Below are 25021 nucleotides of genomic sequence, written 5' to 3' on the forward strand. Positions count from 1 at the left end.
TCCCTCCCTTCAAGGCGTTCTAGCTTGCAGAAGCTAATCTCCGTGGAGTAATGACCGTTTTCACGAAATATCTCGTACCATCCATGCAGTGATCGTTTTGCTTGATTGGTTTTTCGATCCCTTTTCCTGATGCCTTCTCATCCCAAATGTAACTCGCCCTTTCCTTGAGGAAATTGGGACAATTATGTTTATGAACACGTATTTTCCGTTTCAGGATCATGGTCTGTGTCATGCGAATGCCATCCTCAACATCGTTGTCGGCATCCTTAATACGGTAACCCCGATTCCGAAGCGCAGCCTTAAAGCTCGCCGCCGATGGGTCGATGATTGTAAAGGCTGGCAAGAATTCTGTACCGACAAACTCCTCAAAGTCATCTGCATATTGGGAATCCTCTTTTTGAATGCCTTTGTCACGGCCATCATAATAGTATTCGTTGAGAATCCAACATGTATCGCCATCATCCCATATGTCCAGGAATACCATGGCGTTTTGCGTCCCGTAGTCAACGGCAATGTGTCTTCTTGCACGATATTTAAAGCCTTGTGGTAAATCGTCATCATCGAAGGTATTTTCGTCATCATCCCACATGTCGTAAATGATGCCTTGTGCAAGCACCCAAAGTCCAAGAATAAAGCGCTTGTAGAAAACCCCCGAGTACATCCGTTTATATCGCTCTTTTGTTTTGGGCGAGAGCGAAAGGTTGTCATCCATCGTGAAATGGATATGAACCGCGTTTTTCTCCTCGAGTTTGTCCAACCATTCAAGTTTGAACCAGTGGTAAGGGCCTGCCGGATTACAGTTGAACCAGTATTTTGCTCCTTCTACCGAACACCGCGCCGTAGCTTGGTCTACGAAAGACTTCGGCATCAGTGCCACCTCGTCGAAGAACATGCCGGCCAGCGTTATCCCCTGGATCAGATCCTGCGAGCTTTCATCCTTCCCGCCAAACAGGTAAAAGTAATTCGTTTTACCTTTATAGGTGATCGTCAGGTAATTGTCTGCCCTGTGGTCCTTGACCTTGTAACCTCTGCCTTTCAAGATACGCTTTAGAGGTTGCAGGACGTTCCTTCGTAACGCGCCGATTGTCTTCCCAGCCATCCCCAAGTTCTCGCCGCTGAATGTGTCCATGGCCCAAGCAACAAATGAGAAAGACATAACAATCGTCTTCCCAGCACGAACGGACCCATCACAAATAATGGCGTCCCTATCCTTTACAGGAGAGTCGGGGCGCCACCACGTCAAAACCTTCAGTTGTTTCTTTGAAAAAGGTCTCCATTTAAATGATTCCTGATTTTTCTTTCTCATCTACCTCATCACCCTTTGACCCCCTTCACTTGTGTATACGATATACATTTTCAGGTTACATAATGTGTATTATCGGGACTCAACATATCTCATAAAACGTTGATTTGATAACGTTTATCTGAAATGTGGATAACCTACCTTTATGCAACATTTATACAAATCGCTTTATATCGCGATTTTCAGCACTCACAGCAAAATATTTCCCAAGCCGGAAATGCATAAAGGATGCATAAACTTCACTCATCTTCGTCGTCCCAAATCTCTTCTGTTTTACCATCAAGAGCTTCCAGGAAACCGTCGTCCTCCTGTTCACCCTCATCGCCTCGTAGATGTGCAACTTCAAGTCTGGCCTTCTCAAGCTTCAGGCGCTGTTCTTCAGTCATGAAGTCAACGTACTTTTCCAGTTTTTCCAGCGCCTTCATTTTGTCGTGGAGCTTGATCGACACGCCATCTTTACCTTGCCTGACTTCTCCTACAACCGTTCCGTCAATCTCATCGCTGTTCTTGAACGAAACGTAGTTACGTTTGTATGTCATTGGCTCGCCAGTTGTAGGATCGATGGCTGGATTGCCTTCGTTGTCATACAATGGCTCGTCCTTTTGACCAAACTCAAGAAGGTCTGTGATATCCGCGAAAGCTATCTTCATGTATTCCGCAATGACTCGCTGCACATCTAGCCCCAACTCTTTAGTACGCTGTTCCTTATGGCGCTGGATTTCAGCTTGAACTTTAGGATTCCTCAGGGTTTCCCACCCAACAACATGAGCGGTCTTCTTGCTATACCCTGCAGCCATTGCTGCCCGTGTAATGTTGAAGTCTCGTAAATACTCAATCACAAAAATCCGCTGTTTATCAGTCAGGTCGTCTGCTTCGACTTCCACGGCTGGAGGAGGCTTCTTTCGTTCTGTTGCTCTATTGGAGCGCTCCGTTCCTTTTTTCGTTCCGTTCCGTTCCTTTGATTGGAACGTTCCGTTCAATTGCTCGTCCCACTTGTCTTTGTTCTTCCATCCCCGGACAGTGCCTTCAGATATGCCGAGCTGATCGGCTATATCCTTTAGCTTTATCTCTCCATTGGACTGTTTCCATATCTCGAATGCTTTGTCTCGGTTCGGATCCCTTGCTCTTGCCATTACATATTCACCACCACCGTTTGGTTAATTGATTCAAACGTTAACCCATCCACCACTTTCTGAAACGAGGGCAAAACATGATTAATGTGACACCTATCATCACGCCTATAATGTAGCCCATATCAGGCACCTCCGTAATGCCGCCATTTTTATGTATTTCTGTTTATACGATCAAGCAACTCCTTGCGCTCTTCGTACCATTCTCTACGTTCTTCTTCGTGTCTCCTCATCAACTTTTTACAAGATTCTTCCCAGAGTAAATTTAGTTTTCTGATCGCCAAAGTACTAAGCACTCCTACTACCATCAAAGCCGCAAGTAACAATTGTTCGATTAGAACTCACCTCTCCGCTGTTGTGTCTTTCGTTCAGCTCTCCACATCGGCTTTCTTCCCCCATCTAATCTTCTCTTTCTCCCGATATGCAATCACGCAATCTTCCCATTCGACGAGTTTTCCGTCTTTGGTTGGCATTGTGATTTTAACGATGGTCATGCTTATTCTCCTCCATACTGCCGCAAAAATTTCAACGTATCATTGTGACATTGCCATTTCTCCAGCAATATGGATTCCTCCCTCAACAAGAAAAGCCACCCGGGTATGTTCCGAATGGCTTTCCGCTTTGTTATGATGCAGGCAAGGATTTGCACCTTGCATGAATGCAATTCCGGCAAGCGCCCTCTATTCAAGCGAATTCGGCAACTATGCACTCTTATGGTATAAGCGTCTACCTATTCCGCCACTGCATCTTTTTATAAGCACGGCGGGTAATCTGATACCCAGGCCCGTCATGCGTTTTGATTGTGCGCGGTTTTGCGATTAACCACACATCGCCAAGGTAACAACAGCGATTCTCGGCTCGCGACACCTACTTCAACCGCGCGAAAGCTCCGAAAGCGAAAGGCCCGCGAATGCGCAGTCCCTTCACCCGACCGGGATACCCCGATCCCTTGTGTTCACTGGCAATTGGTACGATAACCTTTTTGCCTCACTATATCTAGTTTATACCACGAATATCTTTTTGTCGGTGGCATTTGGGTGGCATCTTTCGTATCCTGCTCGAAATTCGTTTGATATGGTCGTAACTGTAACCCAATTTATCGGCAATCTCCTGAAGACGCATATGAAGCTTGTCCCGCATGAAAGCTACCTTGTACTCCAGATCATCCATTTGAGCAAGTATCCGATCCAACCTATCCATCGTTTCTTGCTTTGCCTTTAGCTGATCTCGTAGTTGTCCCAATGTTTCGTCAATCTTGTTCATTCGCTCTATAATCCGATCCAGAGCAAACGGGACAAAGTTGGATTGCACCCTATCTTTGGAGTAATCGACCGCCCCGGGTAACTTTGGTGCATTGGCATGCATGTTGGCAACTAGAAACCTTCGCTCCTTTTCCAAATCCGTAATTCGTGTCTCTAGGATGTCTATTTCCATGATCAACTCGTTATAGGTGGATTGGAACTCCGCCAATGCGCTCATCTACATTCCCCCTATTGTGCAACCTGTTTTTGCTTGGCTCGGTCAAAGGCATCCTGCATATCCGTTCTTGCACGGGCAGTGTACATCCGGCTCGCTTGACTCGATTTGATCTTCTCTATCTGAGCTTGTGCTTTTCGTAGGTCTTGGAAGTAGCTTTGGTGTCTGGTCATCACATCAAAAAGCGGCTGTAGCTGTGCTACTTGGTCTTTTGCTTTCCGACGATTGACCCTATTCTCCTTTTGCTGGACTGCCAGCTGATACCCTTCGGCCGCATTGAATTTTGTTAGCTCCAGCGCATGGGTCAGGTCGTTGTATTCATGCTCGTAGTAAATAATGTCTGATTCGTTCTGTTGTACTGCCGATCGTACTGCTTGGAATGCCGTAATGAACTGAGAAGTTAGTCGCAAAGCATCGATTTCGTTCACTTTGGTCACCTCTCCCGAATTGTTATTCCATCCCCATATCTTTGAGTGCCTTTTGTGCAATCAACGCCTCTTCCCCTTCACATTTGGCAATTGCTCTTAACGCCAATGTTGCAACATCCCACTTCCTCATGACACTAGCTGCCTCATTGACCAATGAACGAACCTGTCTTTTTCCGTGTTCAATGTATACTAAAGCGTCCGTTAGTTCTTCTGCCAGATATTCCAGACTTTCACTGACTGTTTTTAGATGACCCGACTTGTCGATCGTACCACCATACTTCCTGATCCCTTTTTCTGTCTGGCGGTCTAGCCTGTCTATAATAATTGGTCGGTATTGTAAGTCTTTTGCGTTCATGGATTACCTCCCTTTCACTCACCATAACCAGCATGTCCTAAATACCACCTGCAGCAGTGAAAACACATTCCGTATTGTTCCAGGTCGTACTTATGATCGCTGTAGAAATAATCGTTCGGCCCATAAGTTTCCGAGCATTTTGGGCATTTCAAGGGCTGATCCATTCTGTTTCACTCCTGAAATATTTTGTTAAATGCGTTCCAGCAACAAGTAAGTAGCCATATACTCCTTGTTGTTATCGATCGCATCCTGGAAGTCTTCCAAGGTTTCGATTCGTTTGTGATATTGCAAGAATTTCGAAGGCGGTTGAGGGTGTTCGTGGACTGGGTAAACCATGATGTGATGAGACCCTTTCCATGCAATTAGTTCCACTGATTGTCCATTCTTTACATCTATCCCGCCGTACCAAAACGCTGATATCTTGTCGCTCCACTCAGCTACCACGGTTTCTCCTCCTCATCACATTTTTTTACTGAACATGTCCACACTTCACACAAAACAGCCTCTCGTCTCCGTCGATCCACCACATATGCCGGCATATGAACCACCATTTGGCCCTTCTCATTGCCTGTATTCCTCTGCTGTCAGCGTTCTTACGTGGATTGCACCGACCTGAATTGCCATAATCCTGAAATAAAGACTCTTATCTGGAAATGGAATGCGGAATTTTGCCCCAGGCTCAAAGTTGTGATGTTCCATCTCGCCGATTTCCTGGCGCGTGTCATAATCGATGATTTTCATGCTTCACCTCATCACAATTTCTCTTTTGTTAAACTGCTGCAACAGCTTTTGCCTTAAGGAGGCCAATGCACACGCCATACGGAGCATCTGAGATTACCAAATTATCTGCCCACCGTTTACCCCAAACGATGTGATAACCGTTTGCCCGTGGCAAAATGTCGATATAGATCCCCTGCTTCCTTGCCTCCTCAACCAGAACGCCCATGCCTTCCCAAGTGGTAGAAAAGTCTGGTAATCGCCGGACGATAATTTGTCCTGTAACCGACTTCAATCCCTCTGGGCATTCTGCTGGAGCATCGTCTATGACATAATCAACTTCAATGTCATTTTCCGGGTTGAATTTAGCCGCAGTCGGTGTAATGTCCCACCCCAACGCTTCCGCAACTTTCGCATCCAACTCACGTCCTGCCTCCATTACTTGCCCACCTCCAGCAGATCGGGATTTTCGTAGATGTTTCCGATTACCTCTACACCCAGTTTGAAAGTCTCCTCGTCCAGAGCCCAGTAACTGTCTATTTTGGTTCTTGCAACATAGGAAGCTGACTTTGAGTCATACTCAATTACGCACCTGTCACCATAGATGAGGGCAATGTCCCCCTCATAAATCTCCTTGCCGTTCTTATCGCGGAGGCCGGTGAATTGCCGCTTGATAAACTGATCCTGTTGCAGGAACTCCAGTAGCGTGATGAACATTGCTGACTCAGCTTCAATGATGTCTTCCCACGTCCACATCTTCCTGGTATCCTGGTCCCAGACTTGAAACTTGATCTCACGTCCTGCTTGCATTATCTCTCCTCCTCATACTCAGGTAATGTATTTTTCAACACCTCAGCGATATATGGCAATGGGTAGCGTGTTCCGCGGATATAAGTGTCGATCTCACGTAACGCCTCGACCAGCTTATCTCGTTCTTCTGTTTCTTCTTCTCTTCGTCTACATTCGAACTGGTACAGTTCTACCGTTCTTTGCAGTTGCTCTCGTAGCTTCCGTTTCTCTTCGTCATAGCGTTTCATCAAAAATCGCAAATCTGCGATATGAGTCGGGTAACTCGTATTGCCATCAATCCGTTTGCGAATAGATAACAAGTGGCAGTCGTCGCATACATAGTCACTATGCTCGCTTTCAAACTCTTGTTTGCAACGTATACATATGCTCATGTTAATTCCTCCAATCTTTCAACGTATCACCAGCCCCGAAACTTAATCTCACCTCTTGCTTGCATCCCGTTCCCCTCCCGGAAATTCGTTCCACTCTTCTCCATCTAACAAGCGCCCAGCTTTATTTTTTCCAATGCAATGTGTCGGATAAAGACCATACACCCCATCAAACACATAGGTTTTTGGTCCATCTGTGTAAGCTGCATTATCATCTGGCAGTATCAGGTCCGGGTTGTATTCCCATTGATCTCGCGGAAACCATTCTCCCCATTGTTTGAAGAAAAATGCTACACCATATTCCTGGCACTGATCCCTCAAGTCTCGCGCCCAGTCCGGGTGTATTGGTCGGGCGTTTGTTCCCGACTCACCGCCTACGATCACCCAATCAATACCCTTTATCGCCGCTACCCCGTACCCTTCGTTGTCCTCATGCTCAAATTGTGCGATGAATTCAAGATCAACCGGCCCAAGCAACGGCTCACAGCTCAGGAACCGGACGGCTGCCGGGACCTGCAAGAGTAACGGGATTCTTTCGTCTGCTGCCTTTTGGTTCTCAACGCTTGTCCCAAGCCAGACATTCGGTAATGGCCACAGTCCTTTTAAATAGCCCCAAGGCATATATTCGCTTGCGTTACTATTCCTTCCGTCCTTGTCCCAATCGTGACAAGTAAGTCCCTCAATGTATTCGGAAAAGTAGACATCCGGATCATTCATGGTTATCCAACCGTCTCCGGCTTTCGACCATGCCTTAATCAATTCGAAAGGTTCCCTGTCAGTGAAATATTTGAGCATTCTCTCTGGGCGTTTTGTAAGAATCTGAAATGTGTGCTCGGGATTCCCAATAGTGGCGCATGCCAGTATGACTGCAAAAACTTGATCCAAATACTCATCTGGCACTTGATCGTGAAAAAGATCACTCATGCTATTGACGAATATTCGCCGCGACTTCCTCCACCTCAACGGTTGATCCAGTCGCTCTGGGAAAAGCTGAATCTCGCTGAAAGGCTTTGCGTACTGCTGCGGCAGCTTCTTTCCTTCCAGGAACGACTTGTGCCGCATGTCATGGAGTGCAAAAGCATAGCAATTGCGGCAACCCTCTGACACTTTGCTGCAGCCTGTGACTGGGTTCCAAACCGTGTCCGTCCACTCAATCGCTGTTCCCATTCCGTTCACTCCTTTTCAAAAGTAATGGTTTGTTGAATCAATCAACAGGCTCATACGTCTCCTCAAAGATGTCTGGTTTACAAGGGTAAAACTCCCCTTTTACTCCGCGGATAATAATGTCCCCCGCACTTGCACGTACCGTACCTTCCAGTGTCTCAATGACGAGAATTCGTTCAGAAGGCGGAAAACTCGAATACTCCATCGCCAATGGCTTTTCTACGAAATCACACACTTCGTGATAGTTACTGCCATCCCATCTTATAGCGTCAACTACAACTGGCTTTTTGCGGTATTTGCCCATTTGACTTCCCACCTTTACAAATCGATTGTTTTGTTTAAGACCCTTGGTAATCGTCCTTAATCCTTTCAATCCGTTCAGCCCGGTCGATATCCTCAATCTTTTGGGCCAGGGATTTTTTCTTTTGACTCACCCAAACCATCGCCCTCCAAACCAGTCGATGGAGTCTGTCCAACATCTCTCTCACCCCATTTATCACATCGTGTGTTTTGTTGACCCCTCATACCTCTGGCAGTACTGGAGAACATATCTCCATTCGGCAACAGACGGCTTTACGTTACAATCACCGGACTTTTTACATGTGGCGCAAAGATGTTGTTCGTTGGCGTTTTGCCTTTGCTTGCTACTCTGAAACATTTCCGTCCCTCCCTATATCCAGAATTACCGTTGTGTATCAAGGAGCATGGTTGGCTGCTCCTGATTTGCGCTTACTTTCGCGAGTTTCTGTATCTCATCGGCCTCTCTTTTGATTCGCTCGACCGCGTGCAATATGTCCGGGTGGATGCTGTTCTCTAACATCTTCACCACTTCGTTTGTCCACCAGCGATACCGGACATTAATGCCTGCCTTCTCGGCAGCATCCTTAATCATGGCCAGTTGTTCTTCCTTGTTGCCGCCGTATCTCAGCTCATCTTCCAGCTCCTTAACCTTTTTCCTCAGCCCGCTGATTTCATCGAATAATCGTCCTTTAAATTCCTGGCCGATACGCAAACGCGCTTCTTTATTCGAAAGGTATGATTCAATCATCTCCCGTCGATCGCTGAAAAATGGATGGCGGTCTGATTCTATCCTGGAAAGCAGGATGTAATATAGCAGGTCAGCAGGCACTTCTATTAACCGATATTTGGCCGGTCTCTTCGTTACCAACGCGCCGGAGTCAGGGTAATACCAAATCAACCCGACTTCATCGGTCAACTCTTCCGGCTGGATTAACCCCTTCGGGCAAACAAAACTGAAGCAATGACAATGTGGCAAATACCCCGGCCACTTCTGATCGTTAAGGAAATCGGCGCGGCTGACTTTGACCTCATATCCGGTAAAGCGTGGTTTCGCCCAACTCCTCTTGATCGCAAACGCATCAAACTTTAGCAACTCCTTGTTTCCCCATGTCTGCCCGGTCTTTACCTCGGTGAGGAAAAGATCGTCGGTATGGCGTTTTGCCAGCGCTCGTTTGATTTCGTCCGCTCGAATATTTGTTTTACTCGCCATGCCTTTCCTCCCTACCGGTGTGTTAAGCGAATAACTCAGGTTCCAATTCTCGCAACAATCGTTCAGCGTCCGCTGGCGTGCCTTCACCGTTCACAACCCTTGTGCGCAACTCATCATCAATTGGCCCCCACAGCACCAGTTTTCCGTCCCTCCATTCGTCTGCGTATCCTTCGTTGTAAGCCAACGCCAAGATGCAAAATGTTTCATCGTCGCCATAGCTGTAAATTACCTCATCCGTAATTCCTACAGCATTAAGTTTCTTTCGGTTCTCCACGCTGTTCTCGACAAGGATGTATGGGCTATCGCCCCCGTTTATTTCGATCACTTCCAGACTGTTCAGTACATCAAGAACCGCTTGTTTATTCATCGTTTTTTCCTCCCCAGATTTCTTGGTAACATTCCCGGCAGCATTTCAATGTGTTGCCGTTTAGCTTATTCCGCATCTGTACGGCAGCGCTGTTTTTGCCGCACAGATCGCACAGTACCCTGCCGCATTTGCACGTTTTGGACATGTCTTCCCTCCCTTACCGTTGTGTTAATACCTCAAGTTCAGCTTCCAGATGCTTCACACAATCTTTCATCGAATGACTGATATAGCTTCCGTTTTTGTAGTATTTCAGATAGTTATCAACTACCTGATCGACTGTGTAAGTGTATTCTCGCTCAGCAACAAAACTCGCTACGTTTTGCCGAGCCTGTTCTTGCTCCATCCGAACCTTATCAACTTTTTGCTCCCTATAATCCTTTATCACGTTGCCTGCTTCATCAAAGTACCGCGTTTCCCACCAAGGATGGCAGTTCTCTGCATACCATCTGCCATCGAATACAACGTCCAGGTTGCAACTTCTGTTGCTTCCTACGATTGTTCCCATCTTCCCGGCTACTTCTATCCGCATCCCTTGATATGCGAATGGTATGTTTCGATACTCGCAATTCCGTTCAAATTGTTCCTTGTTACCAAAGAAGCTCTTTGCTGATGCAGGACCGACCTTGTGGCAGCTAACATGCTTCAAAAAATCCCGAAACTCAATATCCCAGAACTCACTCATGTACCGGAAATGCTCGTACTTTGCTTTGCCAGCTGTCTCAGCTACAACCGTCCGGCGTCCCCAGGTATCTTCCCCCTTGATTGCCAATTGCCACTCAAACATAGTCGCTGCTCCTTTCTTCCCTAACTATTTAGTAAAATCACGGGCTTGCTATCGCTGTTAGAACAACGCTGCTGCCATTGCAGGTTGGGCATAACCAGGATGCAATTCCTCTTTCGAGCTTGTAGCTATCTCCTTTGCAATCTGGGCATGTTTCCCGAATCGCAACCTTAAATTCATGCTTTCTTCCCTTGCGATCTCTAAAGAAAAGCTTCTTGCCCTTCAGAGCGTCCCTGATTCTTTCCTCTGTCACATGCATGTAGCCGAGTGGATTATCCCGTTCCCACAAATCAGTTCGCCCCTCGATATACCTGAACGCTTCGCACGTTCCTAAAGAGCAACCATTTACCTTGTCGTATTTCAAATCGTGGTCCTCTGATCGGCCGCATATGGAGTCGCAAAGTTCAGCCATAACCTCCCAGCCGCGCCCGCCAGTAAGCTTTTCCCTATCCACTTTAAAAACCCCACGGCATGATTTCGGCACTGTTTTGAAGGGGAACGCTTTTAAATTCCCCATGTTCGGTTTTGCAGTACATTCATACCATGTACCGTAACAAGTTCCATAGTCACCATACTCTGATTCTTCATGATAGTTTGCGCAGTTGGTGCATCCCATGTTTTCAACTCCTTTCTTCCCTACACATTGTGGTAAGTGCTCTTATTTCTTCGGAATGAAGTGCGCATCCATGACTACACGCACCTTCAGCTCGTCGCCCACTTTTTCCATGGAGATAATGTACCCCGTCTCCTCGTCGTAAGCACCCACCTCGTACCCGTCTTTTATCGCCTCGTGTATTTCAGGGCATTCAGATGTAAGGCGCTGCCAGTTTGTCATTAGAGTCTTGATTTCATCCATGCTCGTTCCTCCTCGTTTATCAAATTGAGCAGAGTGTTAAATTGCTTCATGCACCTGCTTGATTGCCGCCAAGATCGGATACACTTGCGCCGGTACAACCGCATTCCCCAGGGCCTTCAATCTCGCCACCCGATCCTTCACGCCCGTTGCCACTCGTGGCGGCTCCCATTCGTGTTGTTCCTGTCCAATCCCGGCAGGCCAGCGCGGGGTGTCAATCCAGCTTTCGTCCAGCTCGTCACAATCCAAGTCGGTCCAGCCGATCGGGAATCCCATAAGGCACTCCACCCAGGCCGGGTTGAGTTGGCCACCGACGTTGTGCGGTTCCGTATCCCCTACTGCCCCGACCAGCATCGTTCCGTGCGTCCCATTCGCTTCGGATGGAGCAAGCGGACGAATCGGTTTCCAGTCTTGGCTTGCCGTTGGCGTTGGCCATAGTTTCATCTCCCGCATCACCGCACCCGGCACCGTATCGCGATCAATCTGAGACGGTGGGAGCGTTGCATTCTTTGCATCCTGCGCCGCTGGTGTCGGCCAGAGTTTAACGGCAGCTGGTAACCCATTCCTTGGATCATCCGCATTTATGTCTCCACGTTTCTCTGCATCATTTGCCCGTGGTGTTGGCCAAAGCTTTACTGCATCGTTCAGATTGGGACTCCATCCCTGCTCTGCTTTACGGGCAACCCGGGGCGAATCTTGATTATCTGCGCTCCGATAGTCCCGCGCCTGGGGAGTCGGCCATAATTTCATTATCCGTTCATCAACCTGTTCTCGAAGGTTCGCTGACTTTGTTCTACCTTTTCTTGTTGTTGTAGCTTGCCGAATCAATGCCTCATCCGATCTTTGCGGCAAGCTGTCCATGGTATTTGGTGTTGCCCACAATGAAAACTCTATCTCGTCGGTGTGGGGCACCGACGGATGCAGCCGGAAGTAGGAACGCCCTTGCGGTGTAGCCCGCACTGTCCAGGTCAGCAAGTACGCTGTCGAGGCCCAACGTGACGTGTCCAGCAACATTTTCTCCAAGGAACCAAGAGGGCCTGAGCTCGCACACAAGTCTAAACACTTCCGGCCAGAGGTGGCGGTCATCTTCCTCGCCAAGTCTCTTCCCGGCGTGGGAGAAAGGCTGGCAAGGGTATCCGGCGCAAATAATGTCAATTGATCTGCTTCCATCACTCGTTATCACCCCTGCATCTATAAGCATTTGTTTGTTTAATTTCCGAAGGTCATCGAAGACCGGTATCCCTGGGAATCGTTTGTTCAGGACCTTCACTGGATAAGGCTCGATCTCGCAAAAAGCTACCGTCTCTATCCCTGCCCATTTGGCTGCCAAACCGATTCCGTCTATTCCTGAGCAGAGCGACAGCATTCGCATGCGTTCTCCCCCCCTGCTTAACATAATTGAGATTGTGTATCCTGCTCTGAAATCCCCATCATCCGATACACTCGCGCAAATATCCGTGCATCACAATCGTATATGTCATCTTCCTGGATGCGTTTGACTCGGACCCATCCATTCTTTGGGGTATCAGTTTGTAAAACCATTCTCGCAAGGACCTGTCCGTTTCTGTTTCTAATCCAGTAAGTCTCCCCCGCGGTGATATCTTCTGGGTTAAAATCGCTGATTGACATCTCCTCATCTCCTTCAACAGATTCACACACGACTCACATCGGCATACTTGGTTATTTGGTTGTTACCATGCGCCTTCCGATCTGCCATCGCTTTATTCGGCTCTTTTTATTGTGTGTCTGTTCATTTTCCGATGCAGCGGCCTATGGATTGGGCCGTACTTTTCGATCAGCTTTAGGCGTTCTGCCTCCGGCAACATGTAGGTGATTACCTCTCCTGGAGGACTATTCCTAAGCATGCTCCGATTCAAAATACCTTCGTAGCCTATAACGAGGTCGTGCCCTTTCATCTGATCTCCTCCCTTTCTTCCAATCCCGTCCAAAGATCGCGCCATATCTTGTTTTGATGTATCCCCGGTCTGCCTGATCTACCGCGAGGATTAGTACCTCATTTCGATGACGTTTAAGTTCCTTGGCAATATCAAGTAGATGTAGACCGTCTCGCCATAATTGCCTGAACCTTTGTAACTCTTCGTCCGTCCAGATAAAGTCGAAGTATTCACAAGCAATGTACATCTGCTGTCTCCTCCAAACGGTAAAACTTAATCTCCACCCTTGGATTATGCTTGTCCACTGAGAAATCCATATACCTTGGGAGCAACCACCTGTCGTTTTCGTACACAATCCCTTCCAATGCATCCCACAGGAGTTTTCCGACGTTCTCAACGTCTCGCTTGCGTCTGGTAGGCCAATAGATCATCACCTCGCCCACCAGCTTCTCTTCTGAGCTCATTTTCCAACCCTGGGTGGCAATTGCCCTAGACGCTATCGCCTGAACGTTCTGACGCCATTTCTGACCGTCTGCCGTGGTGATTCTTCGGTTAATGGCTACGTTTCGGTATACATGGTTGACGGTCGGCGGATTTCCCGGGATAACGATTCGCAATTCGTTCATGCTATCGACCTTCCAAATCGCTTTGTTGTCCCTGTGTACCGATGGACCACTACAAACTCATCCGGTGTATCCCTTTCTACGAGCCAGTTTTGGGGCGTAAGGCCTCGAAACACAATCTCTTCCTTCTGACGGCGGGTTGGCTTCTTTGGCCGTTTCATTCATCCATCACCCCTGCGTTTTCTGACAGTTCGTCCAACCCGTTTGGCCATCCGATCTTTACACCTTTCTTTCCCAAGAATGCCTCAATCTCTATGAGATTCCCGTTTGCATCCGCCTCAACAGAAACGATTTTTTCTGCCAAACGTTCAATCTTCTGTATATGCGGTCCATAAGAGCTGAAGGCGAACCAGCGGCCCTCCGACCTGTCATAGCGCAATATAGTTTCCTGATCTTCGCGATAGCTCATTTTTCCCTCTCCCTTTCTTCGCTTTTTAATCAACCAAATCACTGATTCCGCATCCATAAGCTGCCGCCAGACGTCCAGCTGTTTTCGGTGTGAAGGGGTGCGCCCCTCTTTCCAGCCCCCGCAGATAACTCGCGTTGTATCCTGACGCATTAGCCGCCTCATGCACTGTTTCAAATCCTGCCTTTAACCTAGCGGCAATGAGCTTTTGCCTTTCTTTGTTCTCAACGTAGTCAATGGTCATTTGCTCCAGCTCGTATTCGCATTCATCGCAAATATAGATATTTCCGCGTCTTCTTCTCATCTCATGAGTGCAAACTGGACATATGAGCATTACACTCACCTCCCGATTGCGCCATTCACTTGCTTATCGGTATTGTCATCATTCCATCTCAATCCACTCAAATCATGAGTTGGAGCAACGAGGTATTCGCCATGACCCTGCAGCAATATAAACTCTTCTGGCAATACCGTGCTTTTGGCTATACCGACTGCTGTATATTGTTTGCCGAGATAATCAACCTGCAAATTAATCACCTTCCACCAACCGATAGTTCAGTTCAAATGGATCACCCTGAACTTCGATCGTGTAATCTTTGCACATCTGATATAGTCGTGAACCGATTCCCTCGTCGATCTTGAGCATGTCAGCAAATGAGCGTTCCGACGACAACATGATTGGTTTCTTCTCCATGTAGCGGTAATTCACGATGGCAAATAGCTGTTCCAGTTGGAAAGGGGTGGGTGCCTGCCTCCCTTTGAATAGATCATCGATGAACAGTAATTCGCTTTCTTTCAGCAGGTTTACACGTTGATTGAGTAGGTCAAAATCATCTTTAATTTCGTTCCACGTTTCCACCCACGGGAAGTATGTGACCGGAACGCCCTTTGCCATGAGATTGTTGCATGCTGCCATGAGGAGATGTGTTTTACCGACTCCTGGATTGCCAAGCAACGCAATCGAGTTTCTTCGCTGTTTCCGAATGCCCTCAAATGATCTGACATACTGCTTGGCCTTTTCGAACATTTCTCTTACGATGAGCGGTCGACCGTCTACGGAAAAGTTCTTGAACCCCTTTTCCTTGAAGTCGTCAGTAATCCGGCTTGCTGTCAGTACGCGCTTTTGGTAGTAGCATTCGCACCATGTCCACGATTCACATTTGACCTGGCGCTTTTCTTTTACCGGCTCACCGTCTACCAATTTTGTGAACTCGCGCTCTTCATACCAGATGTTCAGCGTCCCTTCCTTGCCGCCACACTTAGAGCAGGTCGTCGATGGTTCCTTGACTTGTGTATTCGGCTGGCTTGCTCGTTGCTTTGAAGCCATCAAACGGGCTTGTTGTTCCGCCCTTGCTTTGATGTCCTCCAGCATTTTGTCTAGCCCCTGCAAATGGTTTCCCTCCCTTTGCAGCTTTTTGAAGGTCCTCAAGGTATCGTTTGGCTACCCATCGATTGATAGCTTGGTAATCTGAATCGTACTTCTTCCCTGTCCTGGTCTTATAATCATTCAGTAGCCAAACAATTCGTTCGTATCCTTCTTGACCATATTTTTTGATCAACGTATCGATTTGCTTTTGCGTTAGCAAAACCGAATCGAACAACCTAATCTTTTCTTCTTTATCCTTAATAACATTCATATCCTTATTTACATTCTTATTATTGTTTCGTCGCTGTTTCGTCGCTGTTTCGTCACTGTTTCGTTGTTGTTTCGGTATAACAGATTCGTAACGCTCAAAACCTTGATATACCGCGTAATTCACGACCGTAAATAGTGTTCCAAGTTCGACTGTTTCAATTTTTATTCGATTCTGTTTTACTAAGCTGTCGATTGCTCTTTTTATCGTTGCCGTTGAGTAGGATTTGACGGCTCGGTTCTCCATATACTCAAGGTCTTTTTGAAGATTTCGAATCGACCGTAACCACTGCCCGCGCTGTAAGAGGATGTCCCCTACTCTCACCCCTTCCTCGGAAAATACGGCATTACCGTAGATGAGGAAGAATAGGCGGAACTCAACGACGTTGGTCCAAATCGGGTTTGAGAATATCTCCCTACTGGTTAAAAAAGCTCCTCCCATTACCCCACTTCCTACCTGAATTGCTGTTTCGTTGCTGTTTCAAGTTAGCGATTAGGTGGTGACATGAACGTTGATGCATCAACGCTTCAAGGTGTTTCGTTGCTGTTTCAAGTTCACACATCACTTTGTACTTTCAGAATGCTTTGCAGTCCGCTCATTTCCGCCTGCAGTGCCTTTGAAGACTCTACAGAAGATCGGTATAGTCCTTCTGCTAGATCACGTCTGTATTTCAACTCAGCCACATTCCCGCGTGCCACATCGCTGATTAACGTCGCTTGTAAGCCTCCTGCTCGTAGCCTGGTGATCTCTTTTGCAAGTTCCATCCGGTAGGCCCTCTCTGCTTCAGCGAATGTTTTTGCATTATCAAAGATTGCTTGAGGCACTTTATCCAATCGACTTGAGACGCGAAGGATTTCCTTCGCAATTTCTACGCTTTCCATGGGTCCTCCCATTTGTCGGGATAAAGTCGTTTCATGTATTCTTCCAGTTGCTTACGAATCTCTCTGTTGGCGTGGGCTGCCATATGGTCCTTTTTGCAGAGGAGGACGAGGTTGTGTTCCTCCCCTGTCCCGCCTCTACTACGGTAGATAACGTGATGCATCTCCAGACCGTCTGTACGCCCGCATAAGACGCATTTTCCTCCATCCCGGTCAAATACCGCCCGATACGTTTGGGGCTTAATACGGCCCTTTTCCTTGCGTTTGGGAGTGCGCCGTTTGTGTCTCACTTGTTCTGATTTGGGATATGGATGAAACGGCATCATATTTCCACCACCTAGAACGGTAAGACATCATCCGAAATATTAATCGGTGTACCAGAATTCACGAACGGATCACCAAACGAATCAGTGCCTTTATTTGACGGCCCTTCATCGCCTGTTCTGCCACCAATAAACTGAACATTTTCGGCAACTACCTCAGTGACGTATACTTTTTTGCCCTCTTTGTTGTCGTATGACCGCGTTTGGATTCGCCCCTCTATGGCTGCTTGTCTGCCTTTACGGAGATAGGTAGCACATAGATCAGCTGTCTTTTGCCATGCCACGATGCCGATAAAGTCAGCTTGATTCTCCCCATTCACGCGCCGGTTCACGGCTATGGTGAAGGTGCAGACAGCGACTCCATTGGGTGTGTATCGTAACTCCGGATCTTTGGTCAGGTTGCCAATGAGGATCACTTTATTCATCTAAGCCACTCCCGTTTCCTTGAGCCTCTTTGTGAGGATTGCGTCTATCTGTTCATCCGAAAAACCTGCTGCTTTTTGCTGGTTGTACCAATCGTCAAAGCCATCCAACGATCCTTTGCCCATTTGGTATTTCGCTTTGAGCGTTGCCTCTTTTGGAGCCGAAACATTAGGTGCTGGTTTTTGGCCGGATCGCTGCTCGTTATTACGCTGGTCAACACCCTCGTCTGCTTCTGGATCGTCCCCGGTTGGAATCATGAAAGCCTTCATAAGGGCATACTTTTGTGCGCCTGTAATTGCTTTGTATGGCCCCTTATCTCCGGGGTCCTGGCCTTCCCCAATCATGGTAAAGGTGATTTCCTCTCCCGAATCTCCGTCGATGAATTTGAACTCCATGACGACCGTCGTAATATACTCGCGATTACCTTTTGCTGTGGTATGTTCACGGATTGAATGAGAGGTCATGTTCGGTATCATGACAACGTTTTGTTCAGCGAGAGATTCACGTATTTTCTCTGCTACATCCGATTCCGTGGCGTATCTGTACTGATGAAACTTGTTAAACCCGCGCTTTTGGATATACTTGACTTCTTGCATGACTTTAGCCAACTTTTTGACTAAGGTTCGCTGTTCGCTCATTCCACAACCTCCACTTTCAACGCTTCTGGCTGCTCCGCGACTGATACGCCTTCAATAAAAACGCCCGTCTCCGTATCAATCACACGACCATCTTCCAGCACCTTCGCAGACGCCTTGAGAGCCACCTTATCAAGCTCTTTTTTTACGCGGATAAACTTATCTAGCCCTGTCGATTCGACCGATTCTAAGGCCTTCTGTTCGTCGTACATCCATTTTGGCTGCTGCTTTCGAAAGCCAACTTTCCCGTAAGGTGTGGATGCCTTCCATTTCGGATCAGCTGCTCGTTGCGATCGTGCGTATTCTTCAATCAGCGAGGTAAAGAATTGCTTATGCTCTTCGATGCCCTTTGTCATCTTCTCCTCCCACGCCTTAATCCGTTCATACTCCTTTTTGGCTAAGGCTTCATTCTCTTTGCGTTTGGCTTCTAGCGCGGCAAGCTTGCGCAACGCCCAATTAAGGGAGTCAAAGCTATCTATACGAAAGCGTTGCTTTACTTCAGCTTCAGACAGCTGAAAAACAAGCTCCTGCAATTCATCAAGTTCCATTTGCTCCAGTGCGTTCATAATCATTCCTCCTATAACGCGAATATGTTCTCTGCTTCTTCTTGCAAGCAGTCGAAGCATATGAAATTGTCAGTTGGTTCGAACGCTGGACGAGTATATCTCTTCCCCTCAAACACAATCGTCACAGGCAAAGTAATCAACTGTTTGTATATGTCTTCTTCTTCGCAGCAGCAGCAAACTCTCATTTACAAGCCCCCTCCAATTCAGCGATTTCCGTCAATCGGTATTCAATTTCATTTATCAGATTGAGCATCCTCGTTTCAGCTGCAACGGATTTATTGCGGTAATATATCGACTCATCTGCATAGCGAAGCCATTCAGACTTTGCTTCTTCACGAAGGGCCGTTAAATTGGCGACCTCTTTTTTCAAGTCATCTATTCGTGCGCTTATCGGTTTCAAGAGTTATCACCATCCGCCGTTACCTTTACATCACGGAAACGAAGACGAATGTATTCAACCAAGATCAGATATTCTTCTGCATACTTGCTATCGCTATGTCTCGTCTTTACTTTCTGTTCGAATTCATCAATAGTTCCGAAGCAGCAACCCCGCGTCACTTCAATTTCTCCAGTCTTAGAAGTGAAAGCAGTTAATGTCCCGTTTTCTGACCCAACGTTACTAAACCATACGATGTGCCGACTTGATTCCACCCGAGCATCGCCGTACACCCGAGCATCGCCGTACACCCAAGCATCGCCGGACACCCGAGCATCGCCGTACACCCAAGCATCGCCGTACACCCGAGCATCGCCGTACACCCGAGCATCGCCGGACACCCAAGCATTGCCGTACACCCGAGCATCGCCGGACACCCAAGCATCGCCGGACACCCAAGCATTGCCGTACACCCGAGCATCGCCGGACACCCAAGCATTGCCGGACTGATCAAGGTTTTCCTCCTTTGCGATCCAGCCGCCAAGTTCTCCTTCCCCGACGTCACCAAACGAACGAACAGCTTTTATTTGGTAAAGCGTGATACCGAAAAACTCGATTGTATTTTCAGTCAGGACATATTTTTTCATGGGTTGACCTCTTCTTTCCGTTCCGTTAAAATGGAACCAGGTTTTTAGGGTTTTTGCGTCTGTGTCAGCAGACGCTTTTTTCTTTTTTATGGATGGTTTCGGATAGCTCCCTAGTCGTTTGTCGATAAATGTCGTATGCTTTCAAGTCGCCTGATGTTCTGGCCTCGACCATCCTCTGCTGGTAAAACCGTAGCAGCTTACGGAGTAGATGAGTTTCCATGCGTTACCCTCCCTTCTGGAGATAATTGGTCGAATTAATCCATTTCCATCGCTGCTTTACGCCATTTCAAGCCTAGAGGTTCGTTATTGATCATCTTGCGGGCGGCATCACTGATAGCTTCTGGTAAAGTTGTGCCTTCACCTAGGAAGTTTCCTTCAATTTGAAGGTGACCAGCAAATCTGAAATATTCTCTCCCAAAGCGGTCGTTGAAGGATTCATAAAGCCATCCGTCCGCCTTCAACTTTTTTACAATTCTCCAAGCATCGTCTATGTTGTGAAGCGGATTCCAATGAGATGTGAAGAAGTAAGGCGAATCTTGCTTCCACCCCCACAACTGCATGCCTTCATGAAAGAACCTTTCCCACCCCATAACCTTCGTTGCCAAGGTCGCAATGATTTGTTGATCTTGTTCGGCCATGCTCATACCTCCTGCTTTAAGAGACTCGCAAGCGTTACTGCTTTACCCAACGGACGATCTGCGATGTATTTAACGGGCTGGGGTAAGATGTTCATCAGAAAATAGAATGTTTCTTTTTGTTCCTTGGTCAAAGCTACTGGATAGATCGTGCCATCTTTGACGTAAATCAAAAACAATCCACTCTCAACGACTTGCTGCTTGGTCATCGTCATTTTCGCCACCTCAAGTTTCGTTAAATTACCCGCCCATACTGGTCAAGATTGGTTATTTCGTAATACTTTAAGCACACTGCACAGAACGCCTTGTCATCAGGATGACCCCACATTGCGTTGATTTGTTGCGACCAACTGTATGTTCCATTGCAGCCCGGGCATGACCATAGGTATATCCTCGGTGTTGGTCCGCTTGTTAAATGAACTTTCTCGTTAGACTTGCTCATTTTCATCATCCCCCCCGATTACTGTTGGGCAGCTTGCTCGCCGACTCCTCAAAAAATTGAAGATTTCAACATCTTGCTCAAGCACAGTTCGCATAAGTTTCTCTGCCTGTGGTGCCAATTCTGGTGCCGTCATCTTCACTTCATGTACGTATGTCACCAACGCCCCTTTTAATTCGTCAGCTGCGCTTACGTACCGTGGGTAACGGTTAATGCTCATGATTTCGCCTCCTTTCAAAATTTGTAGGATTTTCCATCACTCTGTCGAATTGGTTCGTTGTCCAGACTTACCAAAACGTTACAGGAAGGTGAGATTACCGTTGCAATCTTTACGGATTCAAGTTAAGCGAAAATCAGAAGAGAAAGACCTTGAGTATGTTCAAAAGCATGTCGATCTTGGATGGAGAATACTGAGTAAATTTGACTTGGGTAGTGAGGTCTATTTCGTCAATTTAGTGTGGGAATCTGATACAGAACCTAAGTATCCGCCAGAATCCCAACTGCATAAATCTTAGCCGTTTCCCCTAGTTCAACATCACCGATTACTTTTGGCTCAAACAATACACCGATATTGTCTTGAGCCTTCATTTTTTCGTAATAGTCCGCGTCGTTGGTAACGACCAGGCTCTTTAGATTTACTGCGCCATAATCAATTACGAAGCGGTTTCTCATTTTTAGGCTTCCCCTTTCAACTAACAAATGTAAGCTGCTGATTCGCTTCCTCAACCTCACGCAGAAGCTTTCCTTGTGGGGACCACTTCTTGAGGTATTCCTTTGCCTTTTCGCAATCTTTGACCGGAGTGTCTTTGTATGATCCAACATTGAAGTAATCCTTATAGTCACTCCAGATGGAGCTAAACAGCTTGTCCCGCAATGGTTTGTTTTGATAGGCTGGCGATTCTTTGCCGCCAACAAGTTCAAGGATTTGCGCCTTGGCTGTTCGCTGGAGTGCCAGCTGCTGGCCGTAGTCGATCGTCATGTTGGTTTCGAGTTTTTCTACCCGGGTTTCGATTTCTTGTGTTTTCCTATCCAGGAAAAAGATCGCCTGCACTTCAGGACTGAGTTTCAATTGCTCCTCCTTCACCCTGTAGTAATCATCAACAAGAGTTTCATAAGCCTCCCAGGCTTTGTCTGTATTAAGTGACTTCGCATGCATCCAAGCGCCTTTTTCGGTCCAGAGGTAGATCACTGGCGCGAATTTAAGGTTTTCGTCAATTTGACGACTAGCTTTGAAAGCCCTCAGTTCATCACCATCTAACCGGAAAAAGTGCTTACCCTCCCGATACCGCTCCTTGTTACGCTCAAAGTTTTTGCTGATCGTTTTTACATCAGCCCCATATGCTTCTGCTAATTGCGCTGTTGTTAATACTCGTTGTTGGTTGTGCTGGATGACCTGTAACTGACTCATTCTTTCATCTCCTTTTTGTAGGACTTTATCCCTCTCTGTCGAATATTGGAAGTTGTCTAGACTTTCAAAATCAACCTGGAGGGAGGTGGAACAATGTTTAGCTCCGCTCAAGAGTTTGAAGATGCCATGAAAATGGCGCTTCGCAATATAGAAAACGGAAAACTAAAGCAATTTTACGAAACCAATAGTGAGCAGGATAACATCGATGTCTTGCAAAAATTATTGGATTTAGGCTATGCAACCGGATATTCTTTGAGTGGGTCCCTCGGTGGATACATGTTATCTCTGAATAACCCTAGGATAACCATAGAGGGGTTAAGATTCCTTGAAGGAAAACACCAAGAGCCTCTGATTCAACCTATCCAAAACTTTCACATCAACCAGGCTTCCAACTCCATGTTCGGCATTCAGAATCAGTCGACGATAAATGTCACTTATTCCGACGAACAAATCAGGGATTTAATTGATTCCCAATGCGACAATGAAGAGGACCGAAAAGAACTGCACGCTCTGCTTGAAACATTGAATGCAGTTATTCAAAATAACATTCCCGTTCAAAAAGGAACTTTTGCCCGATTTAGCGATCTGATCTCAAAATATTCGTGGATTACCTCGCCGATCGTCGGGAGGTTGCTTGAGCATTTCACGAAATAATTGTTCCAGAGGGATTTCCTTCTTTACTCGCTAGGGAATCCCCGAAATTCCTCTTTACTGAGAGTTTGAACACTTGCATTTCTGAATAAATGCAGTGAATGTTTGCCATCGCTTGATTTATCTGCAATTACCTCGACATCCAATCTTCGTTTGATCGCTACTTCTTGGTCGTAGGCGACCCTGCCATTAATTAAAACTTGGACCCGAACTGGTTCCACCGATACTTCTTCAGTCCCGACAATCACAATTTCTGTGGTAGTCTGCTTTTCCATTGTTTTCATCTCCTCCTTGGCTTGTCCACCAGAGCGACTTCTAGCTTGTCCACCTACGCAATACGCTTTAGTTTCATCTGCTCGTAATATTGCATAAGTGTCCGCTTACGTTGCTCATAATCAGTGATCGCTACGATCAGGCCGATGTCCACGCGTTGGAGCGTTTCTATTGCCTTGATTTGCTCTAGACTCAGGTAAGGTTTAATGACTTCGCCTTTTGGGATTCCACATTGCTCACGGTACTTCTTTGCATCCACACCGAGCACAATACGATAAATCATGTTAATTTCATTGGAAAAGTGATAGTGCTTTGGCTCTTCGTGAGCTGCCATAATCGCATCCGTAAATGCCGGAAACTCAATCTTGGTTGCCTGCAAAGACTGGATAAAGCGCTCCATTTCATTGAACCGACGGATGTATGCTTCTTTAAAGACCGCTGCCTTCTTACCTCGATATCCCATTACCAAGAAAGTGAAACCGTCTTTGGTCATAAGGATTTCTGGCATCTTCTTGTTCTGTTCACTTCGGTAAGAGGAGACCTCAAAATTGAGGGCTCTAAATTCCTCGCTGCAATCTAGGTTTTCGATGTCTCGAAGTACGTTGTAGTGCTCTTTCTCGAACTCTACGGCAACTTGACGACTACTGCAAAACGCTTGACCGTTGCGTTCATATAGGCCGTATTCGGGATTGAGAATGAGTTTGCTCATGGTGTACCTCCTTTCACGCTGTACTTTGTTACATTGATGTTGGTTTGCTTTTTGCAATCAAGTCTTTGACTATCATTTTCGCGATCAAGTCATACGCCTCATCTGGTCTGGGATGTGGAACGGTTTTTACAGTGATTCCTAGCTTTGCCGCGGGCTCCCTAACGACTCCCAAGCCATTTCCTCCTTTCGTGCTGTTTGATCGTAGTCAGGCAGTTGTTTTACCTACTTCAACTTCATGTTTCATGAAGTTTGTGGGTAAAAAAATTTCATCTATTTTTCTACCCAATCTTTCGGCTATCGCGAACATCTCATTGGCCTTAAACTGAGATATGCCAGTTTCCTTGTTGATGTAGGTACGCACGTCAACACCAATCAGCTTCGCCATGTCCTGTTGCGTTAACCCATGATACTTCCGCCAAGCGATCAGTTTTTCTTGCTGCATATCATCACCTCCGATGACTTCATGATACATGAAGTAAAAAAGGAAGTCAACAAATATTTTCACAAAATATGAAATTAAATGTTTACGGTTTCATGAAGTTTGGTATAATATAATTGAAAGGTGGTTGGAAATTTCATGAAGGACGTTTCAAGGTATGTAGGTATGCAAATAAGGAAGTACCGCAAAATGCGGAACATGACACAAAAAGAGCTGGGCCTGAAGATCGGTGTGAAGCATAATACCATATCTTCATATGAGGCTGGGACGAATGAACCTGAACAAAATACGCTTTTCGCTATCGCCGACGCTCTCGGAGTTAGCATTAACGATTTGTTCCCAAAAATTAATGAGGAAATCAGTAACCTTATTCCTCTTCCCCGGGAAGTTAGGCCGATCCCGATTATCGGCGTTATTGCTTGCGGCGATCCGATTTTTGCGGAACAGAATGTTGAAGACTACCGGTATGAGGTTGTCGAAAACTTACCGTCCGGAAAGCTGTATTATCTATACGCAAAAGGTGACTCTATGAGCCCGACCATTCCTAGCAACTCCCTCGTCTTGATCCGTGAGCAACCGACTGTTGAGTCTGGACAAATCGCAGCAGTGCTACTTAACGGCGATACTGAAGCAACATTGAAGAGGATAAAGTGGCAAGGGGACATCATGATTTTAATGCCGGACAACCCTGCGTATGAGCCGATAGTGGCGACAAACGAGAACCAGGTACGCATAATTGGACGGGCTATCAAATATTCTGTTGACCTTTAAATATAATGAAATACTAGTGATAAGGTGA

Annotated in this window: 44 protein-coding genes and 1 pseudogene; 2 read left to right on the forward strand and 43 right to left on the reverse strand. The window is 46.7% G+C overall.

Annotation, left to right across the window (positions count from 1 at the left end):
* Positions 1-19: 19 nt before the first annotated feature.
* The 40 genes and pseudogenes from NDK47_RS24130 to NDK47_RS24315 form a co-directional block, all read right to left on the reverse strand.
* Positions 20-1306: a PBSX family phage terminase large subunit gene (locus NDK47_RS24130; RefSeq protein WP_251872279.1), complete on the reverse strand. Its 1287-nt coding sequence runs from the start codon at positions 1304-1306 to the stop codon at positions 20-22.
* A gap of 236 nt (positions 1307-1542) precedes the next feature.
* Positions 1543-2436, reverse strand: coding sequence for a terminase small subunit (locus NDK47_RS24135; protein WP_251872280.1), 894 nt, complete (start codon positions 2434-2436; stop codon positions 1543-1545).
* A 365-nt stretch (positions 2437-2801) separates the two neighbouring features.
* A complete protein-coding gene (locus NDK47_RS27665; RefSeq protein WP_256481314.1) occupies positions 2802-2927 on the reverse strand; it encodes a hypothetical protein in 126 nt (41 codons plus the stop codon).
* A 502-nt stretch (positions 2928-3429) separates the two neighbouring features.
* Positions 3430-3912, reverse strand: coding sequence for a sigma-70 RNA polymerase sigma factor region 4 domain-containing protein (locus NDK47_RS24140; protein WP_251872281.1), 483 nt, complete (start codon positions 3910-3912; stop codon positions 3430-3432).
* Positions 3913-3923: 11 nt separating this feature from the next.
* A complete protein-coding gene (locus tag NDK47_RS24145) occupies positions 3924-4337 on the reverse strand; it encodes a hypothetical protein (protein WP_251872282.1) in 414 nt (137 codons plus the stop codon).
* Between the two features lie 22 nt (positions 4338-4359).
* Positions 4360-4692 (reverse strand): hypothetical protein, encoded by a 333-nt coding sequence (locus NDK47_RS24150; protein ID WP_251872283.1) that lies wholly within the window; start codon positions 4690-4692, stop codon positions 4360-4362.
* Positions 4693-4881: 189 nt separating this feature from the next.
* Positions 4882-5136, reverse strand: a complete 255-nt coding sequence (locus tag NDK47_RS24155) for a UBA domain-containing protein (protein WP_251872284.1) — start codon at positions 5134-5136, stop codon at positions 4882-4884.
* A 117-nt stretch (positions 5137-5253) separates the two neighbouring features.
* Complete coding sequence (locus tag NDK47_RS24160) at positions 5254-5433, reverse strand: hypothetical protein (RefSeq protein ID WP_122958964.1); 180 nt, start codon at positions 5431-5433, stop codon at positions 5254-5256.
* A gap of 28 nt (positions 5434-5461) precedes the next feature.
* Positions 5462-5848: a hypothetical protein gene (locus NDK47_RS24165; protein ID WP_251871090.1), complete on the reverse strand. Its 387-nt coding sequence runs from the start codon at positions 5846-5848 to the stop codon at positions 5462-5464.
* Entirely contained in the window at positions 5848-6219 is a 372-nt protein-coding gene (locus NDK47_RS24170) for a YopX family protein (protein ID WP_251872285.1), read from the reverse strand. Before NDK47_RS24170 ends, NDK47_RS24165 begins: the two co-directional genes overlap by 1 nt.
* On the reverse strand, positions 6219-6590 hold the full coding sequence (locus tag NDK47_RS24175) for a hypothetical protein (RefSeq protein WP_251872286.1): 372 nt from the start codon (positions 6588-6590) through the stop codon (positions 6219-6221). The genes NDK47_RS24170 and NDK47_RS24175 overlap by 1 nt, the downstream gene beginning before the upstream one ends.
* Positions 6591-6638: 48 nt before the next feature.
* A complete protein-coding gene (locus tag NDK47_RS24180) occupies positions 6639-7754 on the reverse strand; it encodes a DUF5131 family protein (protein WP_251872287.1) in 1116 nt (371 codons plus the stop codon).
* 37 nt (positions 7755-7791) lie between these two features.
* Positions 7792-8055: a hypothetical protein gene (locus tag NDK47_RS24185; protein WP_251871095.1), complete on the reverse strand. Its 264-nt coding sequence runs from the start codon at positions 8053-8055 to the stop codon at positions 7792-7794.
* Between the two features lie 34 nt (positions 8056-8089).
* A complete protein-coding gene (locus NDK47_RS24190) occupies positions 8090-8230 on the reverse strand; it encodes a hypothetical protein (RefSeq protein ID WP_251871096.1) in 141 nt (46 codons plus the stop codon).
* A gap of 203 nt (positions 8231-8433) precedes the next feature.
* On the reverse strand, positions 8434-9261 hold the full coding sequence (locus NDK47_RS24195) for an MmcB family DNA repair protein (protein WP_251871097.1): 828 nt from the start codon (positions 9259-9261) through the stop codon (positions 8434-8436).
* A 22-nt stretch (positions 9262-9283) separates the two neighbouring features.
* Positions 9284-9628 carry a hypothetical protein gene (locus NDK47_RS24200; protein WP_251871099.1) on the reverse strand — a complete coding sequence of 115 codons (345 nt, stop codon included), beginning with the start codon at positions 9626-9628 and terminating at the stop codon, positions 9284-9286.
* A 157-nt stretch (positions 9629-9785) separates the two neighbouring features.
* Positions 9786-10412, reverse strand: a complete 627-nt coding sequence (locus NDK47_RS24205; protein WP_251871100.1) for a hypothetical protein — start codon at positions 10410-10412, stop codon at positions 9786-9788.
* A gap of 37 nt (positions 10413-10449) precedes the next feature.
* Positions 10450-11025 carry a hypothetical protein gene (locus NDK47_RS24210; RefSeq protein ID WP_251871101.1) on the reverse strand — a complete coding sequence of 192 codons (576 nt, stop codon included), beginning with the start codon at positions 11023-11025 and terminating at the stop codon, positions 10450-10452.
* Positions 11026-11067: 42 nt separating this feature from the next.
* Positions 11068-11265 (reverse strand): hypothetical protein, encoded by a 198-nt coding sequence (locus NDK47_RS24215; protein ID WP_251871102.1) that lies wholly within the window; start codon positions 11263-11265, stop codon positions 11068-11070.
* A gap of 36 nt (positions 11266-11301) precedes the next feature.
* Positions 11302-12012, reverse strand: coding sequence for a hypothetical protein (locus NDK47_RS24220; protein ID WP_251872288.1), 711 nt, complete (start codon positions 12010-12012; stop codon positions 11302-11304).
* 100 nt (positions 12013-12112) lie between these two features.
* A pseudogene (locus NDK47_RS24225) lies at positions 12113-12634 on the reverse strand (DNA cytosine methyltransferase); the annotation flags it as partial.
* 753 nt (positions 12635-13387) lie between these two features.
* Positions 13388-13783, reverse strand: a complete 396-nt coding sequence (locus NDK47_RS24230) for a RusA family crossover junction endodeoxyribonuclease (RefSeq protein ID WP_251872289.1) — start codon at positions 13781-13783, stop codon at positions 13388-13390.
* Positions 13780-13941, reverse strand: coding sequence for a DUF6906 family protein (locus tag NDK47_RS27900; RefSeq protein ID WP_407653346.1), 162 nt, complete (start codon positions 13939-13941; stop codon positions 13780-13782). Before NDK47_RS27900 ends, NDK47_RS24230 begins: the two co-directional genes overlap by 4 nt.
* A complete protein-coding gene (locus NDK47_RS24235) occupies positions 13938-14189 on the reverse strand; it encodes a hypothetical protein (protein ID WP_251872290.1) in 252 nt (83 codons plus the stop codon). Before NDK47_RS24235 ends, NDK47_RS27900 begins: the two co-directional genes overlap by 4 nt.
* Positions 14190-14214: 25 nt before the next feature.
* The gene (locus NDK47_RS24240; RefSeq protein ID WP_251872291.1) at positions 14215-14520 is read right to left on the reverse strand and encodes a helix-turn-helix domain-containing protein; all 306 of its coding nucleotides are present in this window, start codon (positions 14518-14520) and stop codon (positions 14215-14217) included.
* A 5-nt stretch (positions 14521-14525) separates the two neighbouring features.
* Positions 14526-14723 (reverse strand): hypothetical protein, encoded by a 198-nt coding sequence (locus NDK47_RS24245; RefSeq protein WP_251872292.1) that lies wholly within the window; start codon positions 14721-14723, stop codon positions 14526-14528.
* Positions 14716-15558, reverse strand: coding sequence for an ATP-binding protein (locus NDK47_RS24250; protein WP_251872293.1), 843 nt, complete (start codon positions 15556-15558; stop codon positions 14716-14718). The genes NDK47_RS24245 and NDK47_RS24250 overlap by 8 nt, the downstream gene beginning before the upstream one ends.
* The gene (locus tag NDK47_RS24255; RefSeq protein WP_251872294.1) at positions 15446-16261 is read right to left on the reverse strand and encodes a hypothetical protein; all 816 of its coding nucleotides are present in this window, start codon (positions 16259-16261) and stop codon (positions 15446-15448) included. Before NDK47_RS24255 ends, NDK47_RS24250 begins: the two co-directional genes overlap by 113 nt.
* A gap of 113 nt (positions 16262-16374) precedes the next feature.
* On the reverse strand, positions 16375-16701 hold the full coding sequence (locus NDK47_RS24260) for a hypothetical protein (protein ID WP_251872295.1): 327 nt from the start codon (positions 16699-16701) through the stop codon (positions 16375-16377).
* Complete coding sequence (locus tag NDK47_RS24265) at positions 16689-17024, reverse strand: HNH endonuclease (RefSeq protein ID WP_251872296.1); 336 nt, start codon at positions 17022-17024, stop codon at positions 16689-16691. Before NDK47_RS24265 ends, NDK47_RS24260 begins: the two co-directional genes overlap by 13 nt.
* Positions 17025-17035: 11 nt before the next feature.
* Positions 17036-17446 carry a single-stranded DNA-binding protein gene (locus NDK47_RS24270; RefSeq protein ID WP_251872297.1) on the reverse strand — a complete coding sequence of 137 codons (411 nt, stop codon included), beginning with the start codon at positions 17444-17446 and terminating at the stop codon, positions 17036-17038.
* Complete coding sequence (locus NDK47_RS24275; RefSeq protein WP_251872298.1) at positions 17447-18082, reverse strand: ERF family protein; 636 nt, start codon at positions 18080-18082, stop codon at positions 17447-17449.
* Positions 18079-18645: a host-nuclease inhibitor Gam family protein gene (locus tag NDK47_RS24280; protein ID WP_251872299.1), complete on the reverse strand. Its 567-nt coding sequence runs from the start codon at positions 18643-18645 to the stop codon at positions 18079-18081. The genes NDK47_RS24275 and NDK47_RS24280 overlap by 4 nt, the downstream gene beginning before the upstream one ends.
* A gap of 181 nt (positions 18646-18826) precedes the next feature.
* Positions 18827-19045, reverse strand: coding sequence for a hypothetical protein (locus tag NDK47_RS24285; protein ID WP_251872300.1), 219 nt, complete (start codon positions 19043-19045; stop codon positions 18827-18829).
* Positions 19042-19668 carry a hypothetical protein gene (locus NDK47_RS24290; protein ID WP_251872301.1) on the reverse strand — a complete coding sequence of 209 codons (627 nt, stop codon included), beginning with the start codon at positions 19666-19668 and terminating at the stop codon, positions 19042-19044. Before NDK47_RS24290 ends, NDK47_RS24285 begins: the two co-directional genes overlap by 4 nt.
* Positions 19669-19922: 254 nt before the next feature.
* Positions 19923-20306 carry a BC1872 family protein gene (locus NDK47_RS24295; RefSeq protein ID WP_251872302.1) on the reverse strand — a complete coding sequence of 128 codons (384 nt, stop codon included), beginning with the start codon at positions 20304-20306 and terminating at the stop codon, positions 19923-19925.
* A gap of 2 nt (positions 20307-20308) precedes the next feature.
* The gene (locus tag NDK47_RS24300; RefSeq protein ID WP_251872303.1) at positions 20309-20512 is read right to left on the reverse strand and encodes a hypothetical protein; all 204 of its coding nucleotides are present in this window, start codon (positions 20510-20512) and stop codon (positions 20309-20311) included.
* Positions 20513-20731: 219 nt separating this feature from the next.
* Complete coding sequence (locus NDK47_RS24305) at positions 20732-20962, reverse strand: hypothetical protein (RefSeq protein ID WP_251872304.1); 231 nt, start codon at positions 20960-20962, stop codon at positions 20732-20734.
* A 257-nt stretch (positions 20963-21219) separates the two neighbouring features.
* Positions 21220-21414, reverse strand: a complete 195-nt coding sequence (locus NDK47_RS24310) for a hypothetical protein (RefSeq protein WP_251872305.1) — start codon at positions 21412-21414, stop codon at positions 21220-21222.
* A gap of 16 nt (positions 21415-21430) precedes the next feature.
* Positions 21431-22150 carry an ORF6C domain-containing protein gene (locus tag NDK47_RS24315; protein ID WP_251872306.1) on the reverse strand — a complete coding sequence of 240 codons (720 nt, stop codon included), beginning with the start codon at positions 22148-22150 and terminating at the stop codon, positions 21431-21433.
* A 93-nt stretch (positions 22151-22243) separates the two neighbouring features.
* Here NDK47_RS24315 and NDK47_RS24320 point away from each other — a divergent pair, with 93 nt between their 5' ends.
* Positions 22244-22804 (forward strand): hypothetical protein, encoded by a 561-nt coding sequence (locus NDK47_RS24320; RefSeq protein ID WP_251872307.1) that lies wholly within the window; start codon positions 22244-22246, stop codon positions 22802-22804.
* A 23-nt stretch (positions 22805-22827) separates the two neighbouring features.
* Here the strand turns inward: NDK47_RS24320 and NDK47_RS24325 are convergent, their stop codons facing one another.
* The 3 genes from NDK47_RS24325 to NDK47_RS24335 all read right to left on the reverse strand — a co-directional run bounded on the left by NDK47_RS24325 (position 22828) and on the right by NDK47_RS24335 (position 24225).
* On the reverse strand, positions 22828-23076 hold the full coding sequence (locus tag NDK47_RS24325; protein WP_251872308.1) for a hypothetical protein: 249 nt from the start codon (positions 23074-23076) through the stop codon (positions 22828-22830).
* A 53-nt stretch (positions 23077-23129) separates the two neighbouring features.
* A complete protein-coding gene (locus NDK47_RS24330) occupies positions 23130-23783 on the reverse strand; it encodes a Rha family transcriptional regulator (protein WP_251872309.1) in 654 nt (217 codons plus the stop codon).
* Between the two features lie 205 nt (positions 23784-23988).
* A complete protein-coding gene (locus NDK47_RS24335; protein ID WP_024985309.1) occupies positions 23989-24225 on the reverse strand; it encodes a helix-turn-helix transcriptional regulator in 237 nt (78 codons plus the stop codon).
* Between the two features lie 135 nt (positions 24226-24360).
* On the opposite strand from NDK47_RS24335, the gene NDK47_RS24340 reads away from it, so the two are divergent.
* On the forward strand, positions 24361-24993 hold the full coding sequence (locus NDK47_RS24340) for a LexA family protein (protein WP_024985310.1): 633 nt from the start codon (positions 24361-24363) through the stop codon (positions 24991-24993).
* The last annotated feature ends 28 nt before the right edge of the window (positions 24994-25021 follow it).

This window comes from Brevibacillus ruminantium, assembly GCF_023746555.1.
GTDB classification, from domain to species: Bacteria; Bacillota; Bacilli; order Brevibacillales; family Brevibacillaceae; genus Brevibacillus; species Brevibacillus ruminantium.